The following is a 19,463-nucleotide window of genomic DNA, read 5'->3' as shown; positions in this document are numbered from 1 at the left end:
AGCGAGCGGCACGAACGCCGTCGCTTGCGCGCCACGCGCGGTTACTGCACGGCGACCGTCGCGAAGTTCTGCCGCCCGAACGGACTCACGCGATAGCCGCTCACGTTCGCGCGCGTGAGCGCCGCAGCGGTCGGATAGCCGAGCGGAATCCACAGCGCCTGGTCGTGGATGATCTTCTGCGCGGCTTCATACAGCTTCGCGCGCTTGGCCTGGTCGGCGGTCGACTTGCCGTCGGCGATCAGCTTGTCGAGCTGCGCGTCGCAGAAGCGCGCGAAGTTGATGCCCGACTTCACCGCATTGCAGCTGAACAGCGGCGACAGGTAGTTGTCCGGATCGCCGTTGTCGCCGGCCCAGCCCATGAACAGCATGTCGTGCTGGCCGAGCTTCGCCTGCTTGATCAGCTCGCCCCATTCGATCACCTTCACGTCGGCCTTCACGCCGATCTTCGCGAGGTCGGCCTGCAGCAGTTCCGCGCCGACCTTCGGGTTCGGGTTCAGCACGCTGCCGGTCGGGCGCGTCCAGATCGTCGTCGAGAAGCCGTTCGGGAAGCCGGCCTGCGCGAGCAACTGCTTCGCCTTCGCGGGATCGTACGCATACGGCGCGACGTCCTTCGCGTAGCTCCACGTGTTCGGCGGATACGGGTTGTTCGCGGCCGTCGCGGTGTTGTCGAACACGACCTTCAGGTAGGTCGCGCGATCGAACGCGAGGTTCAGCGCCTCGCGCACCTTGTCGTTGTCGAGCGGTTTCTTCTGCGTGTTCAGCGCGACGAACGCGGTCATGAACGCGGGCGTCTGCACGACCTTCAGCGCGCTTTCGCCCTTCGCGGCGAGCACGTCCTGCGGTTTCGGCGACAGCGCGATCTGGCATTCGCCGGCCTTCACCTTCTGCAGGCGGACCGACGGGTCGGGCGTGATCGCGTAGATCAGCCGGTCGACCTTCGGCTTCGTGCCCCAGTACGTCGGGTTCACGTCGTAGCGGATCAGCGCGTCCTTCGTGTAGCTCTTCAGCACGAACGGGCCCGTGCCGACCGGCTTCGCGTTCAGGTCGGCCTGCTTGCCGGCCTTCAGCAACTGGTCCGCGTATTCGGCCGAGTAGATCGACGCGAAGCCCATCGTCAGGATCGGCACGAAGGTCGCGTTCGGCTCGTTCAGCACGAACTTCACCGTGCTGTCGTCGACCTTCGTGACCGACTTCACGAGCTTCACGAGGCCCATCGACTGCGCGTGCGGGAAGCCGCTCGCGCCGGCCACCTTGTGCCACGGGTTCGAATCGTCGAGCATCCGCTCGAACGTGAACACGACGTCGTCCGCGTCGAGTGCGCGGCCCGGCTTGAAATAGTCGGTGGTCTGGAACGCGACGTTCGGGCGCAGGTGGAACGTGTAGGTGAGGCCGTCGGCGCTCGCATCCCATTTGTCGGCGAGCGCGGGCACGACCTTTTTCGCGGCTTCGTCGTACGACACGAGCGTGTTGAAGATCACGTCGGCCGATGCGTTGGTCGTGACGAGCGAGTTGTACTGCACGACGTCGAAGCCGTCCGGGCTCGATTCCGTGCAGACGGTGAGCGGCTTGGCGGCGGCGAGGCCGGGGGCGGCGAGTGCGGCGGCGACCGCGGCCGCGGCGAACAGCTTGACGTGCATAGGATCTCCCACGTGGCTTGTGTTTTTTGCTGGGTGACGGGATGCGGGCGCGGCCCGGAAGCGGGCGGGGCCGGCGCGGCTGGCGAATAGCATACCGTCAAAGCGTGCGACGCGTGAAAAAAGGCGCCGGAACGCGGCGAATTGACCGAAAAACGGCTGCGTTCGCGACGGAACGGGTGTTGATGCGGCGGAGAGTGCTGCGGAGGCGGCGGGAAAGGCGGGAAAGGCGGGAGAGGCGGGAGAGGCGGGAGAGGCGGGAGAGGCGGGAGAGGCGGGAGAGGCGGGAGAGGCGGGAGAGGGGCGGCGGAGAGGGGGGCGGTCAGGGAACGCGGCGGGAGCGGCGCTGACGCCGCGGGAAGTGCCGCGAAACCGAAGCTTCGATGGGGCGATGCGGCCCGGCGCGTGTCGCGCGGGCCGGCCTGCCGGTGCGTCAGTGCGCGCCGGTCTTCGGCTTGCGCGGTGCCTTCTCGAACAGGCAGTCGTAGAGCCAGCGCGGCAGCACGTGCAGCACCTTCGCGACGACGCCCATCTGCCACGGAATCACGCGGAACGCGTGCTGCCGCGCAATCGCGCGCGCCGCGCGTGCTGCGAAGCGGTCGGCGTCCATCAGGAACGGCATCCGGTACGGGTTGTGCGCGGTCATCGGCGTGCGGATGTAGCCGGGTGCGATCGTCACGACGCCGACGCCGGCCGGGCGCAGCTCGACACGCAGCGATTCGAGATACTTGATCGCGGCCGATTTCGACGCGCTGTACGCGCCGGAGCCGGGCAGGCCGCGCACGCCGGCGACGCTCGCGACGCCGACCAGCGTGCCGTGGCGCGCGGCCGTCATCGGGCCGACGAACGGCTCGAACGTCGCGACCATCCCGTAGTAGTTGATGTCCATCACGTTGCGGAACGTCGCGAGATCGCCCTGGCCCGTGACGGCGCCCTGGCTGATGCCCGCGTTCGCGATCACGACGTCGGGGCAGCCGTGCGTCGCGATGAACGACGCGGCGGCCGTCGCGAGCGCGTCGGCGTCGCGCACGTCGGCGGAATAGACGGAGATGGACAGCTTGGGGAAACGCCGCGCGAACGCATCGAGCGCGTCGGTGCGTCGCGCGACGAGCGCGAGCGTCGCGCCCTGGCGGGCGTATTCCTCGGCCATCGCGAGGCCGAGGCCGCTCGACGCGCCGGTGATGAAGACCTTCAGCGGAGTAGTCATGCCGGCGCGCGGGCGGGGATCAAAGCTTCTTGTCCTGAACCTGCTTCACGAGGAAGTCGAGCGCCTGGGCGGTACCCGGGATGCTGTTCGTGTAAGCGGGGCCCGTCTTGTACTTGCCCTGGATGACGACCGTCGGCACGCCGTCGATCGCGTAGTCCTTCAGCAGCTTGGCCGACTGGTTCACCTCGCCCTGCACGCTGAACGAGTTGTACGCGTCCATGAACTTCTTCTTGTCGACGCCTTGCGTGGCCAGGAAGTCGGCCTGCGCCTGCGGCGTCAGCAGGTAGTTCTTCTGCTTGTGGATTGCGTTGAAGATCGCCGGCGTGACCTTCTCGGAGATGCCGAGCGCGGACACCGCATAGAACAGCTTCGAGTGCGGGACGAAATCGTCACGGAATGCGACCGGCACGCGCTTGAAGTCGATGTTGTTGCCCTGCTTCTTCACCCAGGCCTCGATCGTCGGCTCGAATTCGTAGCAGTGCGGGCAGCCGTACCAGAAGAACTCGATCACCTCGACCTTGCCGGCCGGCGCGGACACCGGCTGCGGCGACTTCATCACCTCGAAGTCCTTGCCGGCGACCGGTGCGGCAGGGGTTGCCTGGGCGAAGCCGGCCGCGAGGCCCAGGGACAGAAGGAGCGTGCTAAGCAGTTTTTTCATGTTGTGAACGTCGAATCAGTTGCTCGGGTTACGAAACGTAACGGGTTCTGCGTGGGCTCGACCGGCTGCTTACTGCTTCGTGAAGCGGATCACCGCCGTGTCGACACCTGCATCGGACAGGCGCTGACGGGCCGAGTTCATATCCTCGAACTTCGAGAACGGGCCGACGCGCACGCGGAAATAGGTCACGCCGCTGACATCGCGCTTCGACACCTTCGACTCGAAGCCCTGGAAGCCGAGGCGCGCGCGCTGCTGCTCGGCGTCGCCTTCCGTCTTGTACGCGCCGACCTGCAGGAAGTAGCCGGTATTCGCGTCGTTCGCGGTCGGCGGCTTCGCGGTCGCGGCGGCAGTGGCCGACGACGTCGGCTTCGGCGTGTTCGCGGCCTGCTGCTGTTGCTGCTGCTTTTGCGCGGCGGCCTGCTGCGCCTGCTTCTGCGCGGCGAAGCGCGCGAGGTCGTCCTCGCCCGCCTGCTGCTGTTGCGGCGGCGGCGTCTTCTTCGGCGGCGTGGTGTCGGCCGGCTTCGGCGCGACGGCGACGCCGTTACCCGACGACGTATTGTTCGACGCGGTCGTGTTGCCCGAGCTGCCGGTGTTGTTCGAGCCGCTCGACCCGTTGGCCGACGGCGGCACTTCGACGATCTGCGGCTCGGGCAAGAGGCCGCCCTGGGTCTGGTTCGCGGCCTGGCCGGGCGCGGTGTTGGGCGGCGCGGGCTGCGCGGCCTGCGGCACCGGCTGGCCGGGCGTCTTGCCCTGCAGCGCGCGGTTCGGGTCGAACTGCTGCGGCTGGCTCGCGGCGTTGTCGGCCGGCGGCGGCGCGACCTTCGACACGAACGGCGACGGCGAACGCGTGATGTAGAGCGCCACCACCACCGCGATCGCGAGGCCGACGATCAGGCCCAGCACGATTCCAAGAAATGTTCCTCCGGCTTGTTTCGATTGTTTCGAAGTGCGGCGTGGTTGTGCCATTGCTTGAGTCACCTGCAAAAAGAATCGTGAAAAGGCCGCGGCGGGTAATCCGACGGCGGGCGCTGCCGCGGCCATTCGCTGCCCGGTTCGGGCCGCTTGCGTCCTTACATCTTGGCGGGCGCGGACACGCCGAGCACCGCCAGGCCGTTCTCGAGCACCTGCCGGGTCGCGGCGAGGAGCGCGGCGCGCGCATTGCGCGGCGCTTCGTCGTCGACCAGCACGCGCTCCGCATTGTAGAACGAGTGGAATTCACCAGCGAGATCGCGCAGGTAGAACGCGACCGCGTGCGGCGCCAGCTCGTTCGCGGCGTGCGTGAGCATGTCCGGATACTCGGCGAGCTTCTGCATCAGCGACGCGGCCTGCGCGCTCGTGAGTTGCGACAGGTCGGCGCCCGGCAGTTGCGAGGCGTCGACGTTGTAGCGCGACTTCAATTCGTTGAGCACCGAGCAGATCCGCGCATGCGCGTACTGGACGTAATAGACCGGGTTTTCGTCGTTCTGTTTCAGCGCGAGGTCGATGTCGAACACGAACTCGGTATCGGCCTTGCGCGAGATCAGGAAGAAACGCACCGCGTCGCGGCCGCGCGTGATGGTCGCCTCGTCGATCAGGTCGGGCGCTGCTTCCTGGCCCGCCGCGGCGCCGCCCGACCATTCGATCAGGTCGCGCACCGTCACGTAGCTGCCCGCACGCTTCGAGATCTTCACTTCCTGGCCGTCGCGCATCACGGTGACCATCTTGTGCAGCACGTAGTCGGGATAGCCCTTCGGGATCCCGACGTGCAGCCCCTGCAGGCCCGCGCGCACGCGCGCGATCGTGCCGTGGTGGTCCGAGCCCTGGATGTTGATCACCTTCGTGAAGCCGCGCTCCCACTTCGTCACGTGGTACGCGACGTCCGGCACGAAGTACGTGTAGGTGCCGTCCGACTTGCGCATCACGCGATCCTTGTCGTCGCCTTCGTCGGTCGTGCGCAGCCACAGCGCGCCGTCCTGCTCGTAGGTCATGCCGGCCTTGATCAGCGCGTCGACCGTCTTCTCGACGCGGCCTTCGCTGTACAGCGACGATTCGAGGTAGTACTGGTCGAACTTCACGCCGAACGCCTGCAGGTCCATGTCCTGCTCGCGACGCAGGTACGTGACCGCGAACTTGCGGATCGCGTCGAGATCCTCGACGTCGCCCGTGCCCTTGACCGGCTCGCCGTCCGACGCGGCGACCGTTTCGCCGTTCAGGTAGTCGCGTGCGATGTCGGCGATGTATTCGCCGTTGTACGCGGCTTCCGGCCAGCCCGCGTCGCCCGGCTTCAGGCCGCGCGCGCGCGCCTGCGTCGAGATCGCGAGGTTGCCGATCTGCACGCCCGCGTCGTTGTAGTAGAACTCGCGGTGCACGGCGTAGCCCTGGCTCGCGATCACGTTCGCGAGCACGTCGCCGAGCGCGGCCTGGCGGCCGTGGCCGACGTGCAGCGGGCCGGTCGGGTTTGCCGACACGAATTCGAGCAGCACCTGCTTGCCTTTCTCGCGATCCGACGTGCCGAACGCGCGGCCCTGGTCGAACACGGCGGCGATCACCGCCTGCTTCGCGGCGGCCGACAGGCGCAGGTTGATGAAGCCGGGGCCGGCGATCTCGGCGGCTTCGACGAGCCCTTGCGCGGCCGGCTGCGCGGTGAGCGCGGCGACGATCTGCTCGGCGAGCTGGCGCGGGTTCGAGCCGAGCGGCTTGGCGAGCTGCATCGCGACGTTGCACGCGACGTCGCCGTGCGCGGCGACCTTCGGGCGCTCCAGCGTGATGGCCGGGGCGACGAACGCTGCGTCGGCGCCTTTCAGTGCGTGTGCGACCTGCTTGACGCTATCCGCGAGCAGGGCTTCGAGGGTCTGTTTGTGTGCTGGCAGCATGCTGGTAGAAGGCTTCGTTGGTGGCGGCCGGAAACGCCGGCCCGCCGGCGCGCTTTTTAAGCGCGCGTTTCAGGGATCGCAGAATTTTAACAGGTGCTAATATGCCGCTCAGGCGGCCCGCGTCCGCGAGGCCGGACGCCGGTCTGCCGGCGTTCCCCAACCTCGCCGCGCAGGCACAACAAGATGAAAAGGGAATTGTCATGATTACGTTCAAGAGCAAGGCGGCACAGGATCTCGACGTGCTGAAGGATTTCGCCGTGTATGTGCTGGGCCTCGTCGGCAAGCAACTGGGCGAGCGCGGTGTGATTACGCACGACGAGCTGGACCACGCGATCGCGAAGCTGGAAGGCGCGGTTGCGCAGGCGAAGCAGGAGCGCGCCGAGCACGCCGGCCATTTCCACGAGGACGAAGCCGACCACGCGCACCACGAAGTGCCGCCGAGCCTGGCCCAGCGCGTCGCGCCGTTCCTTACGATGCTGCGCGAGGCGAAAGCCGGCGAAGCCGACGTGCACTGGGGCTTCTGAGCTTCCTTGCCCGGCAGTAAGAAAGCTTGAGTATGGCAAGAAAAAGCCCGCTTCGGAGCGGGCTTTTTCTTTTTGTCTGACCAAACGGGCGGTCGGCCACCCGTTTGCTTCGATCAGAGCTGCGGCGCGAGCGCGCGGCGCGCGTCGTCGAGCGACAGCGCCATGCGCCGCGCGTAGTCCTCGAGCTGATCCTGCCCGATTTTGCCGACCGAGAAATAGCGGCTGTCCGGATGCGCGAGGTAGAAGCCCGACACGCTCGCGGCCGGCAGCATCGCCAGCGATTCGGTCACGCTCATGCCGATCTCGTCCGCATGCAGCACGTCGAACATGTCGCGCTTCACGAGGTGGTCGGGGCAGGCCGGGTAGCCGGGCGCCGGGCGGATGCCCGCGTACTTTTCGGCGATCAGCGCGTCGTTGTCGAGCGTCTCGCCGCTCGCGTAGCCCCACAGCTCGCGTCGCACGCGTGCATGCATCGCTTCCGCGAACGCTTCCGCGAAGCGGTCGGCGAGCGCTTTCAGCATGATCGCGCTGTAGTCGTCGTGGTCGGCTTCGAACTGCTTTTCCTTCACGTCGACGCCGAGGCCGGCCGTCACCGCGAACATCCCGATGTAGTCGGCGACACCCGATTCCTTCGGCGCGATGAAGTCGGCGAGCGAGCGGTTCGGCCGCATCACGCCGTCGACCACCGGGCGCACGCTCTGCTGCCGCAGGTTGCGCCACGTGAGCAGCACTTCCGAGCGCGATTCGTCGCTGTAGATCTCGATGTCGTCGTCGTTGACGGTGTTCGCCGGCAGCAGCGCGATCACGCCGTTCGCGCTCAGCCAGCGGCCCTGGATCAGGCGCGCGAGCATCGATTTCGCGTCGGAGAACACGCGCCGCGCCGATTCGCCGACGATCTCGTCGTTCAGGATCGCCGGGTACGGGCCGGCCAGGTCCCACGTCTGGAAGAACGGGCCCCAGTCGATGTAGTTCGCGAGCTCGTTCAGGTCGTAGTTCTTGAACACGCGGCGGCCGATGAACTTCGGCTTCACGGGCGCGTAGCCGGCCCAGTCGACCTTCGTCCTGTTCGCGCGCGCGTCGGCGAGCGTGACCATCGGCTGCGCCTTGCGGTTCGCGTGCTGGTCGCGGATGCGTTCGTAGTCGGACTTCAGTTCGTCGAGGTACTTCGTCGCGCCTTCGTCGGACAGCAGGCTCGACGCGACCGACACCGAGCGCGACGCGTCGGGCACGTAGACGACCGGGCCCTCGTAGTGCGGCGCGATCTTCACGGCCGTGTGCACGCGCGACGTCGTCGCGCCGCCGATCAGCAGCGGGATCTTCTTCACGCGGAAGTAGTCGTCGCGCTGCATTTCGGACGCGACGTACGCCATTTCCTCGAGGCTCGGCGTGATGAGGCCCGACAGCCCGATGATGTCCGCGCCCTCGACCTTCGCCTTCGCGAGGATCTCGTTGCACGGGACCATCACGCCCATGTTGACCACTTCGAAGTTGTTGCACTGGAGCACGACCGACACGATGTTCTTGCCGATGTCGTGCACGTCGCCCTTCACGGTCGCGATGACGATCTTGCCCTTCGCGCGCACGTCGCCGCCCGCTTCTGCGAGCAGGCGCTTCTCTTCCTCGATGAACGGGATCAGGTGCGCGACGGCCTGCTTCATCACGCGCGCCGATTTCACGACCTGCGGCAGGAACATCTTGCCCTGGCCGAACAGGTCGCCGACGATGTTCATCCCGTCCATCAGCGGGCCTTCGATCACGTTGATCGGGCGGCCGCCCGCCGCGTCGATCTTCGCACGCACTTCTTCGGTGTCCTCGACGATGAAGGTCGTGATGCCGTGCACGAGCGCATGCGAGAGCCGCTTCTCGACCGGCTGGTTGCGCCACTCGAGGTTCTCTTCCTTCTTCGCGCCGCCGGCCTTGAACTTGTCGGCGATTTCGAGCAGACGGTCGGTCGAATCCGCGCGGCGGTTCAGGATCACGTCCTCGACGCGCTCGCGCAGCTCGGCGTCGAGGTCGGCATACACGCCGAGCTGGCCGGCGTTCACGATGCCCATGTCCATCCCGGCCTGGATCGCGTGGTACAGGAACACGGTGTGGATCGCCTCGCGCACCGGGTCGTTGCCGCGGAACGAGAACGACACGTTCGACACGCCGCCGCTCACCTTCGCGTACGGCAGGTTCTGCTTGATCCAGCGGGTCGCCTCGATGAAGTCGACCGCGTAGTTGTTGTGCTCCTCGATGCCGGTCGCGACCGCGAAGATGTTCGGGTCGAAGATGATGTCTTCCGGCGGGAAGCCGACTTCGTTCACGAGGAAGTCGTACGAGCGCTTGCAGATCTCGGTCTTGCGCTCGTACGTATCGGCCTGGCCCGTCTCGTCGAACGCCATCACGACGGCGGCCGCGCCGTAGCGGCGGATCAGGTTCGCGTGGTGGCGGAACGCTTCCTCGCCTTCCTTCAGCGAGATCGAGTTCACGATCGCCTTGCCCTGCACGCACTTGAGGCCGGCCTCGATCACGTCCCACTTCGACGAGTCGATCATGATCGGCACGCGCGCGATGTCCGGCTCCGACGCGATCAGGTTCAGGAAGCGCACCATCGCCGCCTTCGAATCGAGCATCGCCTCGTCCATGTTGATGTCGATCACCTGCGCGCCGTTCTCGACCTGCTGGCGCGCGACGGCGAGCGCCTCGTCGAACTGGCCGTTGAGGATCATCCGCGCGAACGCCTTCGAGCCGGTGACGTTGGTGCGTTCACCGACGTTGATGAAGAGCGTTCCGGACGTGACGTTGAACGGCTCGAGGCCGGCAAGGCGCATCATGTGATCGGTCATGGCGGTGCGAATTCGTGTAATGAAGGGCGTGGGGCGGTCGGGTCAGGCGTTGTCGCTGTACTGGTTCGGCCAGCGGCGCGGCTTCACGTCGGCGAGCGCCTTCGCGATCTCGGCGATGTGCTCGGGCGTCGTGCCGCAGCAGCCGCCCGCGAGGTTCACGAGCCCGGCCTGCGCGAATTCCTTCAGCAGGCCCGACGTGACGTCCGGCGTTTCGTCGAAGCCGGTGTCGCTCATCGGGTTCGGCAGGCCCGCGTTCGGGTAGCACGACACGTAGGTGTCGCACAGTTTCGCGAGCTCGGCGATGTACGGGCGCATCAGCGCCGCGCCGAGCGCGCAGTTCAGGCCGAACGTGAGCGGCTTTGCGTGGCGCAGCGAATTCCAGAACGCCTCGACCGTCTGGCCCGACAGGATCCGGCCCGACGCATCCGTGACGGTGCCCGAGATCATGATCGGCAGGCGCTCGCCGGTGTCTTCGAACAGCTCGTCGAGCGCGAACAACGCGGCTTTCGCGTTCAGCGTGTCGAAGATCGTCTCGACGAGGAACAGGTCGACGCCGCCGTCGAGCAGCGCCTTCGCCTGCTGGTAGTACGCATCGCGCAGCTCGTCGAACGTGACGTTGCGCGCGCCCGGATCGTTGACGTCCGGCGAGATGCTCGCCGTCTTCGGCGTCGGCCCGATCGCGCCCGCGACGAAGCGCGGTTTGTCGGGCGTCGCGTATTTCGCGGCCGATTCGCGCGCGAGCCTCGCCGATTCGATGTTCATCTCGACGACGAGATCTTCCATCCCATAGTCGGCCTGCGCGACCGTCGTCGCGCCGAACGTGTTGGTTTCGACAATGTCGGCGCCGGCCGCGAAGTACTGGTCGTGGATCTCGCGGATGATCTGCGGCTGCGTGAGCGACAGCAGTTCGTTGTTGCCCTTGATGTCGCGCGGGAAATCCTTGAAGCGCTCGCCGCGATACGCGGCTTCGTCGAGCTTGTAGCGCTGGATCATCGTGCCCATCGCGCCGTCGAGGATCAGGATGCGCGATTTCAGCAGCGCGGGCAGTGCGGCGCCGCGCGTGTAGGGCGCGTCGAGCGGGACGGAAGCGGCGAGAGGAGTCGCAGACATGGGCGGAGGACCGGCGAAGACGGGAAAACCGTCATTGTAGCCGGTGCGCCTGACCGCCGCCCGGCCTCGCGCAGCGCCGGCCGGGCGGCCAAAGGAAAGCCCCCGCCGGCGAACCGGACGGGGGCATGATCGGAGTGCTCGCGGGTGCCGCGTCGCTGCGCGGCGAATGGCCCGGCCGCACGAGGCGCCGGGCCGCGGTCGTCAGTGCAGCACGACCGGCATCATCATCAGGCTGTCGAATTGCCCGAGGAATTCGTCGACTTCGTCGAGCGACGGTTCATCCTCGATCAGTTGTTTCACGTGCGCGCGGAAGCGTTCGGCAAGTTCGCCATCGATGAAGATCTCGCGCTGCGCATTCTTGTCGACGATTTCGTATCCGCCGGCATTCATCAGATGATGGCCGGCCTGCGGCGCAAATTCGACGACGCAGTAGTTGGGGCTGTTGTAGATCATTTGCATGGCGGCACTCCTCTTCGCAGTGGCATCTGGCCTTGTTGTCCCCTAGGTGGGGCGAGCCTTGCCGGTTTCAAGGGGCTTGCGCTGCACACCCTGTTCCCGTTGTGTAGGGTGTATCGGTTAGAAGCCGATGTCTATGAAACGTTTCTTATTGTCTGCCGGTGGACTGAAATAGTTGTTAAAGAGTGTCATCGGCCATTTCGCGGAAATCTGTAATCGGTCGAAATTGCCGATCCCTGCGCGTTCACTGTGTGACAGGCGACGACGCCGGCGGCGCAGCCGGTTGCGCGGGCGGTTGCGCGGGCGGTTGCGCGGGCGGTTGCGCGGGTGGTTGCACGGCGGCAGGCGGCGCGGGTTGGGCCGGTTGCGCGGACGGTGCGGCCGAAGCATCGGCCGTTGATGCGCCGGCGGGCGCGTTCGTTGCGCCGCCGGCGGGCGCGGCATCGGACGGCGTGGCCGGCGCCGCGAGCCGGCCGTGCCACAGCAGCTCGATCTGCGCGCCGTTCGGTTCGCTCTGCACGAGCCGCGCGGGCAGCCAGCCGAGCGACGGCGCGAGCCACATGTCGATGCGGCGCGTGTCGCCGTCGCGGCGCGGCAGGCGCATGAAGTGCCGCGCGTCGATGATGCCGGCCTGCGTCTGCACCTGCTCGTCGCCGATCACCGTGATCGGCCAGGTCTCGCCGCTGTTGTTGTCGATCACGAAGAACTGCTGCGTGACGCCCGGCTTGTACGCGGACGGGTTGCCGCGCAGGAGCCCCGACAACTGCATCAGCATGCTGAAGCGGTCCTGCACGCCGTCGGGCAGCGGCGCGTTGTTCGGCGTACGCGTGAACACGACCTGCCGGATCTCGCGGTTGAAGATCGCGATGTCTTCCGGCCGCTTGCCGCGCTTCTCGACGTAACGGTCGGGCGCGACGCCGAATGCGTCGATGCGGCCTTCGCTGCGATAGGTGAACGGGCCGACGAACGGCACCGGCATCGATACCGACAGGTCGTAGGTGCGTCCGTCGGTGCGCCAGTGGATCGTGCCGATCATGTTCTGCATCCCGTTGTAGAACGTGTCGTACTGCAGGTCGCCGGACGGCGGCGCGGCGAACTTCACGCCGTTGGTCGCGGGGCCCGGTGTCGCGGCGCTGCTGGCGCCGGCGGCCGATGCGGCGTGCGCGCCCGATGCACCTGATGCACCCGCTACGCCGCTCGCCGCGGACGCGGCGGCCGGCGGCGGCTCGCCGTGCTCGGCTGTCTGCGTCGACGTGAGGACCGGCTCGGGCGATGGTGCTGGCTTCGGCGCAGCGGCCTTGGGCGCGGCCGGCGCGGGGGCGGCAGGATGTTCGACCGGCTTCGGCGCGGCCGGCGCGGGCTGGCGCTCGATCGGCTGCGGCTTCAGCAGCTCGATCTGCACGGGGATTTCGGCGGGCGCGGGCGGCGTGAACGATTCGCGATTGCGCATCAGCCAGATCGCGGCGAGCGCGTGCAGCACCAGCACGACGACGAGCGCGACGCCCACCCGCAGCCAGCGGCGGGGCAGGGCGTGACTCGGACGGATGTCGGCAGGCTGCATGGGCATCGGAACGGGGTCGGGGTGGTCGCGTGACGTCGGGCGCGCCACAGGAATCGGACCGTCGGATGCACCGCGCGTTCGCGGTGCGCGGCGTGTACCGGGGTGTCGCGCGCGCGTCAGGCGTCGCGTGCGTCGGGACTATAGCCGAGTTCGTAAGACAGTTTCTGCGCGCACGCGCGCAGCGCGGTGTCGATCTCGCCGCCCCACGTGATGTCAAACGAGCCCTCCTGGCCGAGCGCGACGATCGCGAGCGCGAGTTCGCCGACCGCGTCGAACACGGGCATGCAGAACGCGTGGATCGTCGGCAGCAGCATCCCTTCGACGCGCGCGGCCTCGTGCTCGCGCACGTCGGCGAGCACCGCGTCGACCTCGTCGAGCGTACGCGGGCCGCCGTGATGCGGCGAGCGGCGCGTGTCGGCGAGTTCGCGCTCGAGCATCGCGGCGGTCTTGCTGCGCGGCAGGTACGCGGCGAACAGCAGCCCCGTCGCGGAGCCGAGCAGCGGCATCACGTCGCCGAGCTTCAGCGAAGCCTTCGCCGGGTGGCTCGATTCCATCCAGTGCACGATCGTCGGCCCCTGGTTGCCCCACACCGCGATGCCGACCGTCTGGTCGAGGCGGTCGCGGAACTCGGTCAGCGCGATTCGCGCGAGCTTCACGCCGTCGACGCGCGCGAGCCGCGCGAGCCCCATCTGCAGCGCGAAGCCGCCGAGCTCGTAGCGGCCCGACACGGGATCCTGCGACACGACGCCGAGCCGCGAGAAGCTGACCAGGTAGCGGTGCGCCTTCGCGGGACTCATGCCCGCGCGCTGCGCGAGGTCGCGCAGCATCATCGCGCGCGGCTCGCTCGTCAGCACGTCGAGCAGGCGGAAGCCGACCTCGATCGACTGGATGCCGGAACGGACCTTCTCGCCGTGCTCGCCGGAAGCGGCGTCGTCGGTGTCGGAGTCGGCAAGATCGTCGTCGGGAAGCGGGCTGGCGGGCATGGGCAACGGGTGCGCGAAAATGCGGCAAGGATCGGGGCGAACGCGGCATGCACGATCGTCGCGCGCCGCACGGATTCACCATCGTAAAATAGATTCCTTCCAACGTCACTACAACGGCAGAACTCCCTATGAAACTTGCTTCGCTGAAGGACGGCACGCGCGACGGCCAGCTGATCGTCGTGTCGCGCGACCTGCACACCGCGGCGATCGCCGACGCGATCGCGCCGACGCTGCAGCGCGTCCTCGACGACTGGGCGTTCTACGCGCCGCAGCTGCGCGACCTGTACGACGCGCTGAACCAGGGGCGCGCGCGCAACGCGTTCGCGTTCGATCCGGCCAACTGCATGGCGCCGCTGCCGCGCGCGTTCCAGTGGGCGGACGGCTCCGCGTACGTGAACCACGTCGAGCTCGTGCGCCGCGCGCGCGGCGCGGAGATGCCGCCCGAGTTCTGTACCGATCCGCTGATGTACCAGGGCGGCAGCGACGATTTCCTGGGGCCCCGCGACGACGTCGTGTGCCCGTCCGAGGAATGGGGCATCGATTTCGAGGCGGAAGTCGCGGTGATCACCGGCGACGTGCCGATGAGCACGACGCCCGACGACGCGCTGAAGGCCGTGCGGCTCGTCACGCTCGTGAACGACGTGTCGCTGCGCAACCTGATTCCGGCCGAGCTCGCGAAGGGCTTCGGCTTCTTCCAGAGCAAGCCGGCCACCGCGTTCGCGCCGGTCGCCGTGACGCCCGACGAACTCGGCGACGAATGGCGCGACGGCCGCGTGCACCGGCCGATGATCGTCCACTGGAACGGCAAGAAGGTCGGCCAGCCCGATGCGGGCACCGACATGGTGTTCCACTTCGGCCAGCTGGTCGCGCACGCGGCGAAGACGCGCAACCTGCGCGCCGGTTCGATCGTCGGTTCGGGCACGGTGTCGAACAAGGACGCGAAGCGCGGCTACTGCTGCATCGCCGAGAAGCGCTGCCTCGAGACGATCGAGCACGGCGCGCCGCAGACCGAATTCATGCGTTACGGCGACACCGTGCGCATCGAGATGTTCGACGCGGCCGGCAAGTCGATCTTCGGCGCGATCGAACAATCGGTCGCACCGCCCGACGGCGCGGCGTAAGCCACGCAGGGCACGCAACGCCCGCGCGAAACCCGGCCCCGGCCCGCGCGCCGGGTTTCGCCTGATGTTTGCCCGCGCGGGCTTGGCTACACTCGATTCAAGAGCCTGGCAAGGAGCGACTCATGGCCGATCTCGCCGCGTACGGCGGTTACGAAGCACTGAAGGTGACGCGCCGCGACCATGGCGTGCTCGACATCGTGATGAGCGGCGAGGGCGCGAACCGCAGCGGCCTCGCGACCGCGAACGCGCGCATGCATCGCGAGCTCGCCGACATCTGGCGCGACGTCGACCGCGATCCAGACACGCGCGTCGCGGTGATCCGCGGCGAAGGCAAGGGCTTTTCGGCGGGCGGCGACCTCGCGCTCGTCGAGGACATGGCGAACGACTTCGACGTGCGCGCCCGCGTGTGGCGCGAGGCGCGCGACCTCGTCTACAACGTGATCAACTGCAGCAAGCCGATCGTGTCGGCGATGCACGGCCCGGCCGTCGGCGCGGGGCTCGTCGCCGGGCTGCTCGCCGACATCTCGATCGCCGCGAAGGATGCGCGCATCATCGACGGCCATACGCGGCTCGGCGTCGCGGCCGGCGACCACGCGGCGATCGTGTGGCCGCTGCTGTGCGGGATGGCGAAGGCGAAGTACTACCTGCTGCTGTGCGAGCCCGTGAGCGGCGCGGAGGCCGAGCGGATCGGGCTGGTGTCGCTCGCGGTCGAGCCCGCCGACCTGCTGCCGAAGGCGTACGAAGTGGCCGAGCGGCTCGCGCACGGTTCTCAGTCGGCGATCCGCTGGACCAAGTACGCGCTGAACAACTGGCTGCGCACGGCCGGGCCGACCTTCGACACGTCGCTCGCGCTCGAATTCATGGGCTTCTCGGGGCCCGACGTGCAGGAGGGCATCCGTTCGCTGCGCGAGCGGCGCCCGCCCGACTTCCCCGGCGACGCGCCGTTCTGACGCGCGCTATGATGAACCACGCGCGGCTGCGCGACGCATGGCGGCCGCCTCGCTCCCCCAGTCAACCAGGATGCCCGTATGACGACCGATGCCTCCGGCGCCAACCCTTTCGCCGGCTTTGCCGGCTTCAAGCCCGCCGACATGATGGACCGGATGTGGGACATGATGCGGATGTCGCCGTTCGGCGGGATGACGTCGTTTCCGGGCGCCACGCAAGGGCTGCCGCCGTCGCTGTCGAGCATGTCCGACATGATGGCGCCGCTCACGAGCGTCGAGGAGCTCGACAAGCGGATCACCGATCTGCGCGCGGTCGAGCAGTGGCTGAAGCTCAATCTCGGGATGCTGCAGTCCGCGATCCAGGCGCTCGAGGTGCAGCGCGCGACGCTTGCGACGCTGAGGGCGTTCGGCGCGTTCGCGCAAAGCTCGATGTCGGCGGCCGAGGAAGCGGCCGTCGCGGCGGCGCAGGCGGCGAAAGCCGCGTCGGCGTCGCCGGGCGATGCGGCGCCGGCGACGGACGGTGCGGATGCGCCGCCGGCAGGCGACGCCGCACAGCAGGCCTTCGACCCGGCCGGCTGGTGGAACCTGCTGCAGACGCAGTTCAACCAGCTCGCGAGCCTCGCGATGGCGCAGCCGGGCATGCAGCCCGCCGTGCCGGGCGACGTGCCGCCGGACGCGGCCGCCCCGCCGGAGCAGGCCGCGAAGCCGGCACGGGCCGCCGCCGCGCCGCGCAAGCCCGCTGCGAAGCGCACGAAGCCGACCGGTTCGGCCGCGGCGAGCGCGGCGGCCGCTTCGTCGCCCGAAACCCGTCCGCCGAAGCGCTCGACGTGACGCGGCACAGCTAGCAGGTCGATCATGCGGCTCGCGCTCGTTCTGATGGGAGGTGGCGCACGTGCCGCCTATCAGGTCGGCGTGCTCAAAGCGCTGGCCGAGATCGCGCGCGAGGCCGATCCGGACCGGCACACGCTGCCGTTCGCGGTCGTGTGCGGCTCGTCGGCCGGCGCGATCAACGCGACGTCGATCGCGAGTCACGCGGACGACTTTTCCCACGGCGTGCGGCGCCTGCTCGAATTCTGGGAGCCCCTGCGTCCCGACTACGTGTACCGCACCGACTGGCTCGGCATCGCGGCCGCCGGCGCGCGCTGGCTCGCCGCGATGACGTTCGGCTGGGCGGCCCGCCGTTCGCCGCGCGGGCTGCTCGACAACACGCCGCTCGCGCACCTGCTGCAGCGCGAACTGAGTTTCCACCGGATCGAGCAGATGCTCGAGGCGCGGCTGCTGCACGCGCTCGCGGTGACGGCGCTCAGCTATTCGAGCGGCCGGCACCTCACGTTCTACCAGGCGGCCGAGCCGATCCAGGCGTGGCGGCGCGCGCAGCGCACCGCGCGGCTCGTCGACCTGTCGGCGTCGCACCTGCTCGCGTCGTCGGCGATTCCGTTCGTATTCCCGGCCGTGCCGCTCGTGCTCGACGGGCAGATCGAATACTTCGGCGACGGGTCGATCCGGCAGATCGCGCCGCTGTCGCCGGCGATCCACTTCGGCGCGGACCGGATCGTCGTCGTCGGCGCGGCCGACCCGCGGCCCGAGATTCCGGCCGCGAACGGCGCCGGGCTGGTGCGCGGCTACCCGACGCTCGCGCAGATCGGCCAGCAGGTGCTGGCGAGCGTGTTCCTCGACTCGATCGGCTCGGACATCGAACGGATCGAGCACATCAACCGGATGATCGAGCACCTGCCGCACCAGGTCGAGGTCGACAGCGGCTGGCGGCACGTCGACGTGCTCGCGATCGCGCCGTCCGAGCGCATCGAGCTGATCGCAGCGAAGCACCTGAAGCAGATGCCGGCGGCGATGCGCGGGTTGCTCGGCGCGGTCGGCGGCAGCCAGCCGGCCGGCGCGTCGTTCGCGAGCTACCTGCTGTTCGAGGAGGCGTTCACGCGCGAACTGATCGAACTCGGCTACGGCGACGGGCGGGCACAGCGCGACACGCTCGCCGACTGGATCGCGCGGGCGGACGGCGGCAGCGGGCCGGCAGCCGGTACGCCGCCGGAAGACGGCCTCGCGACGGGCGAAATGCGGGTCTGATGCGCGCGGATGGCGCGAGGTTGCGCGCGGTTGTGTTTTCGCGACGGTCAGGCGCGACCGATCGCCGCACCGTGATTGGCGGGGCGCGACCGGGCAGGCGTCTCGGAAGCGTCATACACGCGTGATATCATGGCCGCCGCCGTATACACCACATCGAGCAGCCCGCCGATCCGGCATCCGCACGGGAACCCTTACGGGAGCCCGCCTGAGGCAGGGGACGGGCTCGCCAACGAGCCGGCCAGCGCCGGCCCCCAACTCAGGCAAGCGCGGCCGGTTCCGTTCGGACGGAGCGTGGCTGCGGCGTGCCCAACGGCGGCGGCGCGGCCGCCCGGCTGCCGGACGCGGAATCAGCGTCCGGTCGGTCGGTTTCACGCGTAAAATTACAGTCTTGGCTGCAAAAAGCGCGCTTGGTGCGCCTTTGCGGCAACAGTCACGTTTAGAGAAGTCGCATTGCGCAGAACAGGGGTGGGACCATCATGAACACGATGCTTTATCCGGAACTTTACAGGTCGCTCGAAGCTGTCCGCTGGGACATGGAGAAGGACATTCCGTGGGACAAGTTCGACGCTTCGCTGCTCACCGACGAGCAGGCGAAGACGATCAAGATGAACGCGATCACCGAATGGTCGGCGCTGCCCGCGACGGAAATGTTCCTGCGCGACAACCAGCACGACAGCGACTTTTCCGCATTCATGAGCGTGTGGTTCTTCGAGGAACAGAAGCATTCGCTCGTGCTGATGGAATACCTGCGCCGCTTCAGGCCGGAAATGGTGCCGACCGAAGAAGAACTGCACGCGGTGCGCTTCCAGTTCGACCCGGCGCCGCCGCTCGAAACGCTGATGCTGCACTTCTGCGGCGAGATCCGCCTGAACCACTGGTATCGCTGCGCGGCCGACTGGCACACCGAGCCGGTCATCAAGCAGATCTACGAAACGATCTCGCGCGATGAAGCGCGCCATGGCGGCGCGTACCTGCGCTACATGAAGAAGGCGCTGAACAACTGCGGCGACGTCGCGCGTGCCGCGTTCGCGAAGATCGGCGTGCTGATGGCGTCGGCGCGCCGCACCGAGAAGCCGCTGCACCCGACCAACCTGCACGTGAACCAGGCGCTGTTCCCGCGCGACACCGTGCAGTCGCGCCTGCCGGATCCGGAATGGCTCGAGCGCTGGCTCGACGAGCAGATCCGTTTCGACGGCGAGTGGGAGAAGAAGGTCGTCGAGCGCATCCTGCACAACCTGTCGATCCTGTTCGAGCGCACGTTCGCGACCGCGCAGGAATTGAACCGCTATCGCAAGGAAGTCACCGGCCGCCTGCAGGCCGAAAGCGGCCCGTCGTCGGCCGCGCAGCCGGCCTGAGGCCGGCAGGCGCCGCAGCCGGCGGGAGTCGCGCCGGCCGCGTTGCGCCGTTTCGCGTCCGTTGCATGAAGCCCGCCCGGCCGGTCCGGCGGGCTTTTTATCTGGCGCCGCCGCCGCGTCCCGCCGCCGAGTTCGCCGCGCG

The 19,463-nt window shown here is 68.1% G+C and carries 16 protein-coding genes; 6 read left to right on the top strand and 10 right to left on the bottom strand.

Annotated elements, in window-relative coordinates:
- Window positions 1-41: 41 nt before the first annotated feature.
- The 5 genes from ABD05_RS04660 to argS all read right to left on the bottom strand — a co-directional run bounded on the left by ABD05_RS04660 (window position 42) and on the right by argS (window position 6,351).
- The gene (locus ABD05_RS04660) at window positions 42-1,637 is read right to left on the bottom strand and encodes an ABC transporter substrate-binding protein (protein ID WP_047899154.1); all 1,596 of its coding nucleotides are present in this window, start codon (window positions 1,635-1,637) and stop codon (window positions 42-44) included.
- A gap of 430 nt (window positions 1,638-2,067) precedes the next feature.
- A complete protein-coding gene (locus tag ABD05_RS04655) occupies window positions 2,068-2,841 on the bottom strand; it encodes an SDR family oxidoreductase (RefSeq protein ID WP_047899153.1) in 774 nt (257 codons plus the stop codon).
- A gap of 19 nt (window positions 2,842-2,860) precedes the next feature.
- Window positions 2,861-3,499, bottom strand: coding sequence for a thiol:disulfide interchange protein DsbA/DsbL (locus ABD05_RS04650; protein WP_047899152.1), 639 nt, complete (start codon window positions 3,497-3,499; stop codon window positions 2,861-2,863).
- 69 nt (window positions 3,500-3,568) lie between these two features.
- Window positions 3,569-4,465, bottom strand: coding sequence for an SPOR domain-containing protein (locus ABD05_RS04645; protein ID WP_047899151.1), 897 nt, complete (start codon window positions 4,463-4,465; stop codon window positions 3,569-3,571).
- 104 nt (window positions 4,466-4,569) lie between these two features.
- Window positions 4,570-6,351, bottom strand: a complete 1,782-nt coding sequence (gene argS / locus ABD05_RS04640; RefSeq protein ID WP_047899150.1) for an arginine--tRNA ligase — start codon at window positions 6,349-6,351, stop codon at window positions 4,570-4,572.
- Window positions 6,352-6,551: 200 nt separating this feature from the next.
- On the opposite strand from argS, the gene ABD05_RS04635 reads away from it, so the two are divergent.
- Window positions 6,552-6,875 (top strand): DUF1840 domain-containing protein, encoded by a 324-nt coding sequence (locus ABD05_RS04635; protein ID WP_011353361.1) that lies wholly within the window; start codon window positions 6,552-6,554, stop codon window positions 6,873-6,875.
- 113 nt (window positions 6,876-6,988) lie between these two features.
- Here the strand turns inward: ABD05_RS04635 and metH are convergent, their stop codons facing one another.
- From metH to ABD05_RS04610, 5 genes are all read right to left on the bottom strand, one after another.
- Window positions 6,989-9,706 carry a methionine synthase gene (gene metH, locus ABD05_RS04630; RefSeq protein WP_047899149.1) on the bottom strand — a complete coding sequence of 906 codons (2,718 nt, stop codon included), beginning with the start codon at window positions 9,704-9,706 and terminating at the stop codon, window positions 6,989-6,991.
- A 42-nt stretch (window positions 9,707-9,748) separates the two neighbouring features.
- Window positions 9,749-10,816 carry a homocysteine S-methyltransferase family protein gene (locus ABD05_RS04625; RefSeq protein WP_047899148.1) on the bottom strand — a complete coding sequence of 356 codons (1,068 nt, stop codon included), beginning with the start codon at window positions 10,814-10,816 and terminating at the stop codon, window positions 9,749-9,751.
- Between the two features lie 201 nt (window positions 10,817-11,017).
- Window positions 11,018-11,275: a BTH_I0359 family protein gene (locus tag ABD05_RS04620; protein WP_006477667.1), complete on the bottom strand. Its 258-nt coding sequence runs from the start codon at window positions 11,273-11,275 to the stop codon at window positions 11,018-11,020.
- Between the two features lie 241 nt (window positions 11,276-11,516).
- The gene (locus tag ABD05_RS04615; protein WP_047901079.1) at window positions 11,517-12,839 is read right to left on the bottom strand and encodes a DUF3108 domain-containing protein; all 1,323 of its coding nucleotides are present in this window, start codon (window positions 12,837-12,839) and stop codon (window positions 11,517-11,519) included.
- 110 nt (window positions 12,840-12,949) lie between these two features.
- A complete protein-coding gene (locus tag ABD05_RS04610) occupies window positions 12,950-13,816 on the bottom strand; it encodes an IclR family transcriptional regulator (protein ID WP_047899147.1) in 867 nt (288 codons plus the stop codon).
- A gap of 128 nt (window positions 13,817-13,944) precedes the next feature.
- On the opposite strand from ABD05_RS04610, the gene ABD05_RS04605 reads away from it, so the two are divergent.
- From ABD05_RS04605 to ABD05_RS04585, 5 genes are all read left to right on the top strand, one after another.
- Window positions 13,945-14,937 carry a fumarylacetoacetate hydrolase family protein gene (locus ABD05_RS04605; RefSeq protein ID WP_047899146.1) on the top strand — a complete coding sequence of 331 codons (993 nt, stop codon included), beginning with the start codon at window positions 13,945-13,947 and terminating at the stop codon, window positions 14,935-14,937.
- Between the two features lie 122 nt (window positions 14,938-15,059).
- Window positions 15,060-15,887: an enoyl-CoA hydratase/isomerase family protein gene (locus ABD05_RS04600; RefSeq protein ID WP_047899145.1), complete on the top strand. Its 828-nt coding sequence runs from the start codon at window positions 15,060-15,062 to the stop codon at window positions 15,885-15,887.
- 78 nt (window positions 15,888-15,965) lie between these two features.
- Window positions 15,966-16,715, top strand: a complete 750-nt coding sequence (locus ABD05_RS04595) for a PhaM family polyhydroxyalkanoate granule multifunctional regulatory protein (protein ID WP_047899144.1) — start codon at window positions 15,966-15,968, stop codon at window positions 16,713-16,715.
- A gap of 24 nt (window positions 16,716-16,739) precedes the next feature.
- A complete protein-coding gene (locus tag ABD05_RS04590; RefSeq protein WP_047899143.1) occupies window positions 16,740-17,966 on the top strand; it encodes a patatin-like phospholipase family protein in 1,227 nt (408 codons plus the stop codon).
- A gap of 476 nt (window positions 17,967-18,442) precedes the next feature.
- Window positions 18,443-19,321 (top strand): ferritin family protein, encoded by an 879-nt coding sequence (locus ABD05_RS04585; RefSeq protein WP_047899142.1) that lies wholly within the window; start codon window positions 18,443-18,445, stop codon window positions 19,319-19,321.
- Window positions 19,322-19,463 lie beyond the last annotated feature (142 nt).

Source organism: Burkholderia pyrrocinia, assembly GCF_001028665.1.
GTDB lineage: Bacteria > Pseudomonadota > Gammaproteobacteria > Burkholderiales > Burkholderiaceae > Burkholderia > Burkholderia pyrrocinia.
The sequence above is the reverse complement of the archived record's forward strand: the minus strand, read 5'-3'. Positions and strand labels throughout refer to the sequence as shown.

Bases quoted from the DNA above. Each gene is read 5' to 3' on its own strand.
- ABD05_RS04655 (WP_047899153.1), bottom strand. From the start codon at position 2,841: ATGACTACTCCGCTGAAGGTCTTCATCACCGGCGCGTCGAGCGGCCTC.
- ABD05_RS04620 (WP_006477667.1), bottom strand. From the start codon at position 11,275: ATGCAAATGATCTACAACAGCCCCAACTACTGCGTCGTCGAATTTGCG.
- ABD05_RS04615 (WP_047901079.1), bottom strand. From the start codon at position 12,839: ATGCCCATGCAGCCTGCCGACATCCGTCCGAGTCACGCCCTGCCCCGC.
- ABD05_RS04595 (WP_047899144.1), top strand. From the start codon at position 15,966: ATGACGACCGATGCCTCCGGCGCCAACCCTTTCGCCGGCTTTGCCGGC.
- ABD05_RS04610 (WP_047899147.1), bottom strand. From the start codon at position 13,816: ATGCCCGCCAGCCCGCTTCCCGACGACGATCTTGCCGACTCCGACACC.
- ABD05_RS04645 (WP_047899151.1), bottom strand. From the start codon at position 4,465: ATGGCACAACCACGCCGCACTTCGAAACAATCGAAACAAGCCGGAGGA.
- ABD05_RS04635 (WP_011353361.1), top strand. From the start codon at position 6,552: ATGATTACGTTCAAGAGCAAGGCGGCACAGGATCTCGACGTGCTGAAG.
- metH (WP_047899149.1), bottom strand. From the start codon at position 9,706: ATGACCGATCACATGATGCGCCTTGCCGGCCTCGAGCCGTTCAACGTC.
- ABD05_RS04625 (WP_047899148.1), bottom strand. From the start codon at position 10,816: ATGTCTGCGACTCCTCTCGCCGCTTCCGTCCCGCTCGACGCGCCCTAC.
- ABD05_RS04590 (WP_047899143.1), top strand. From the start codon at position 16,740: ATGCGGCTCGCGCTCGTTCTGATGGGAGGTGGCGCACGTGCCGCCTAT.
- ABD05_RS04605 (WP_047899146.1), top strand. From the start codon at position 13,945: ATGAAACTTGCTTCGCTGAAGGACGGCACGCGCGACGGCCAGCTGATC.
- ABD05_RS04600 (WP_047899145.1), top strand. From the start codon at position 15,060: ATGGCCGATCTCGCCGCGTACGGCGGTTACGAAGCACTGAAGGTGACG.
- ABD05_RS04585 (WP_047899142.1), top strand. From the start codon at position 18,443: ATGAACACGATGCTTTATCCGGAACTTTACAGGTCGCTCGAAGCTGTC.
- ABD05_RS04650 (WP_047899152.1), bottom strand. From the start codon at position 3,499: ATGAAAAAACTGCTTAGCACGCTCCTTCTGTCCCTGGGCCTCGCGGCC.
- argS (WP_047899150.1), bottom strand. From the start codon at position 6,351: ATGCTGCCAGCACACAAACAGACCCTCGAAGCCCTGCTCGCGGATAGC.
- ABD05_RS04660 (WP_047899154.1), bottom strand. From the start codon at position 1,637: ATGCACGTCAAGCTGTTCGCCGCGGCCGCGGTCGCCGCCGCACTCGCC.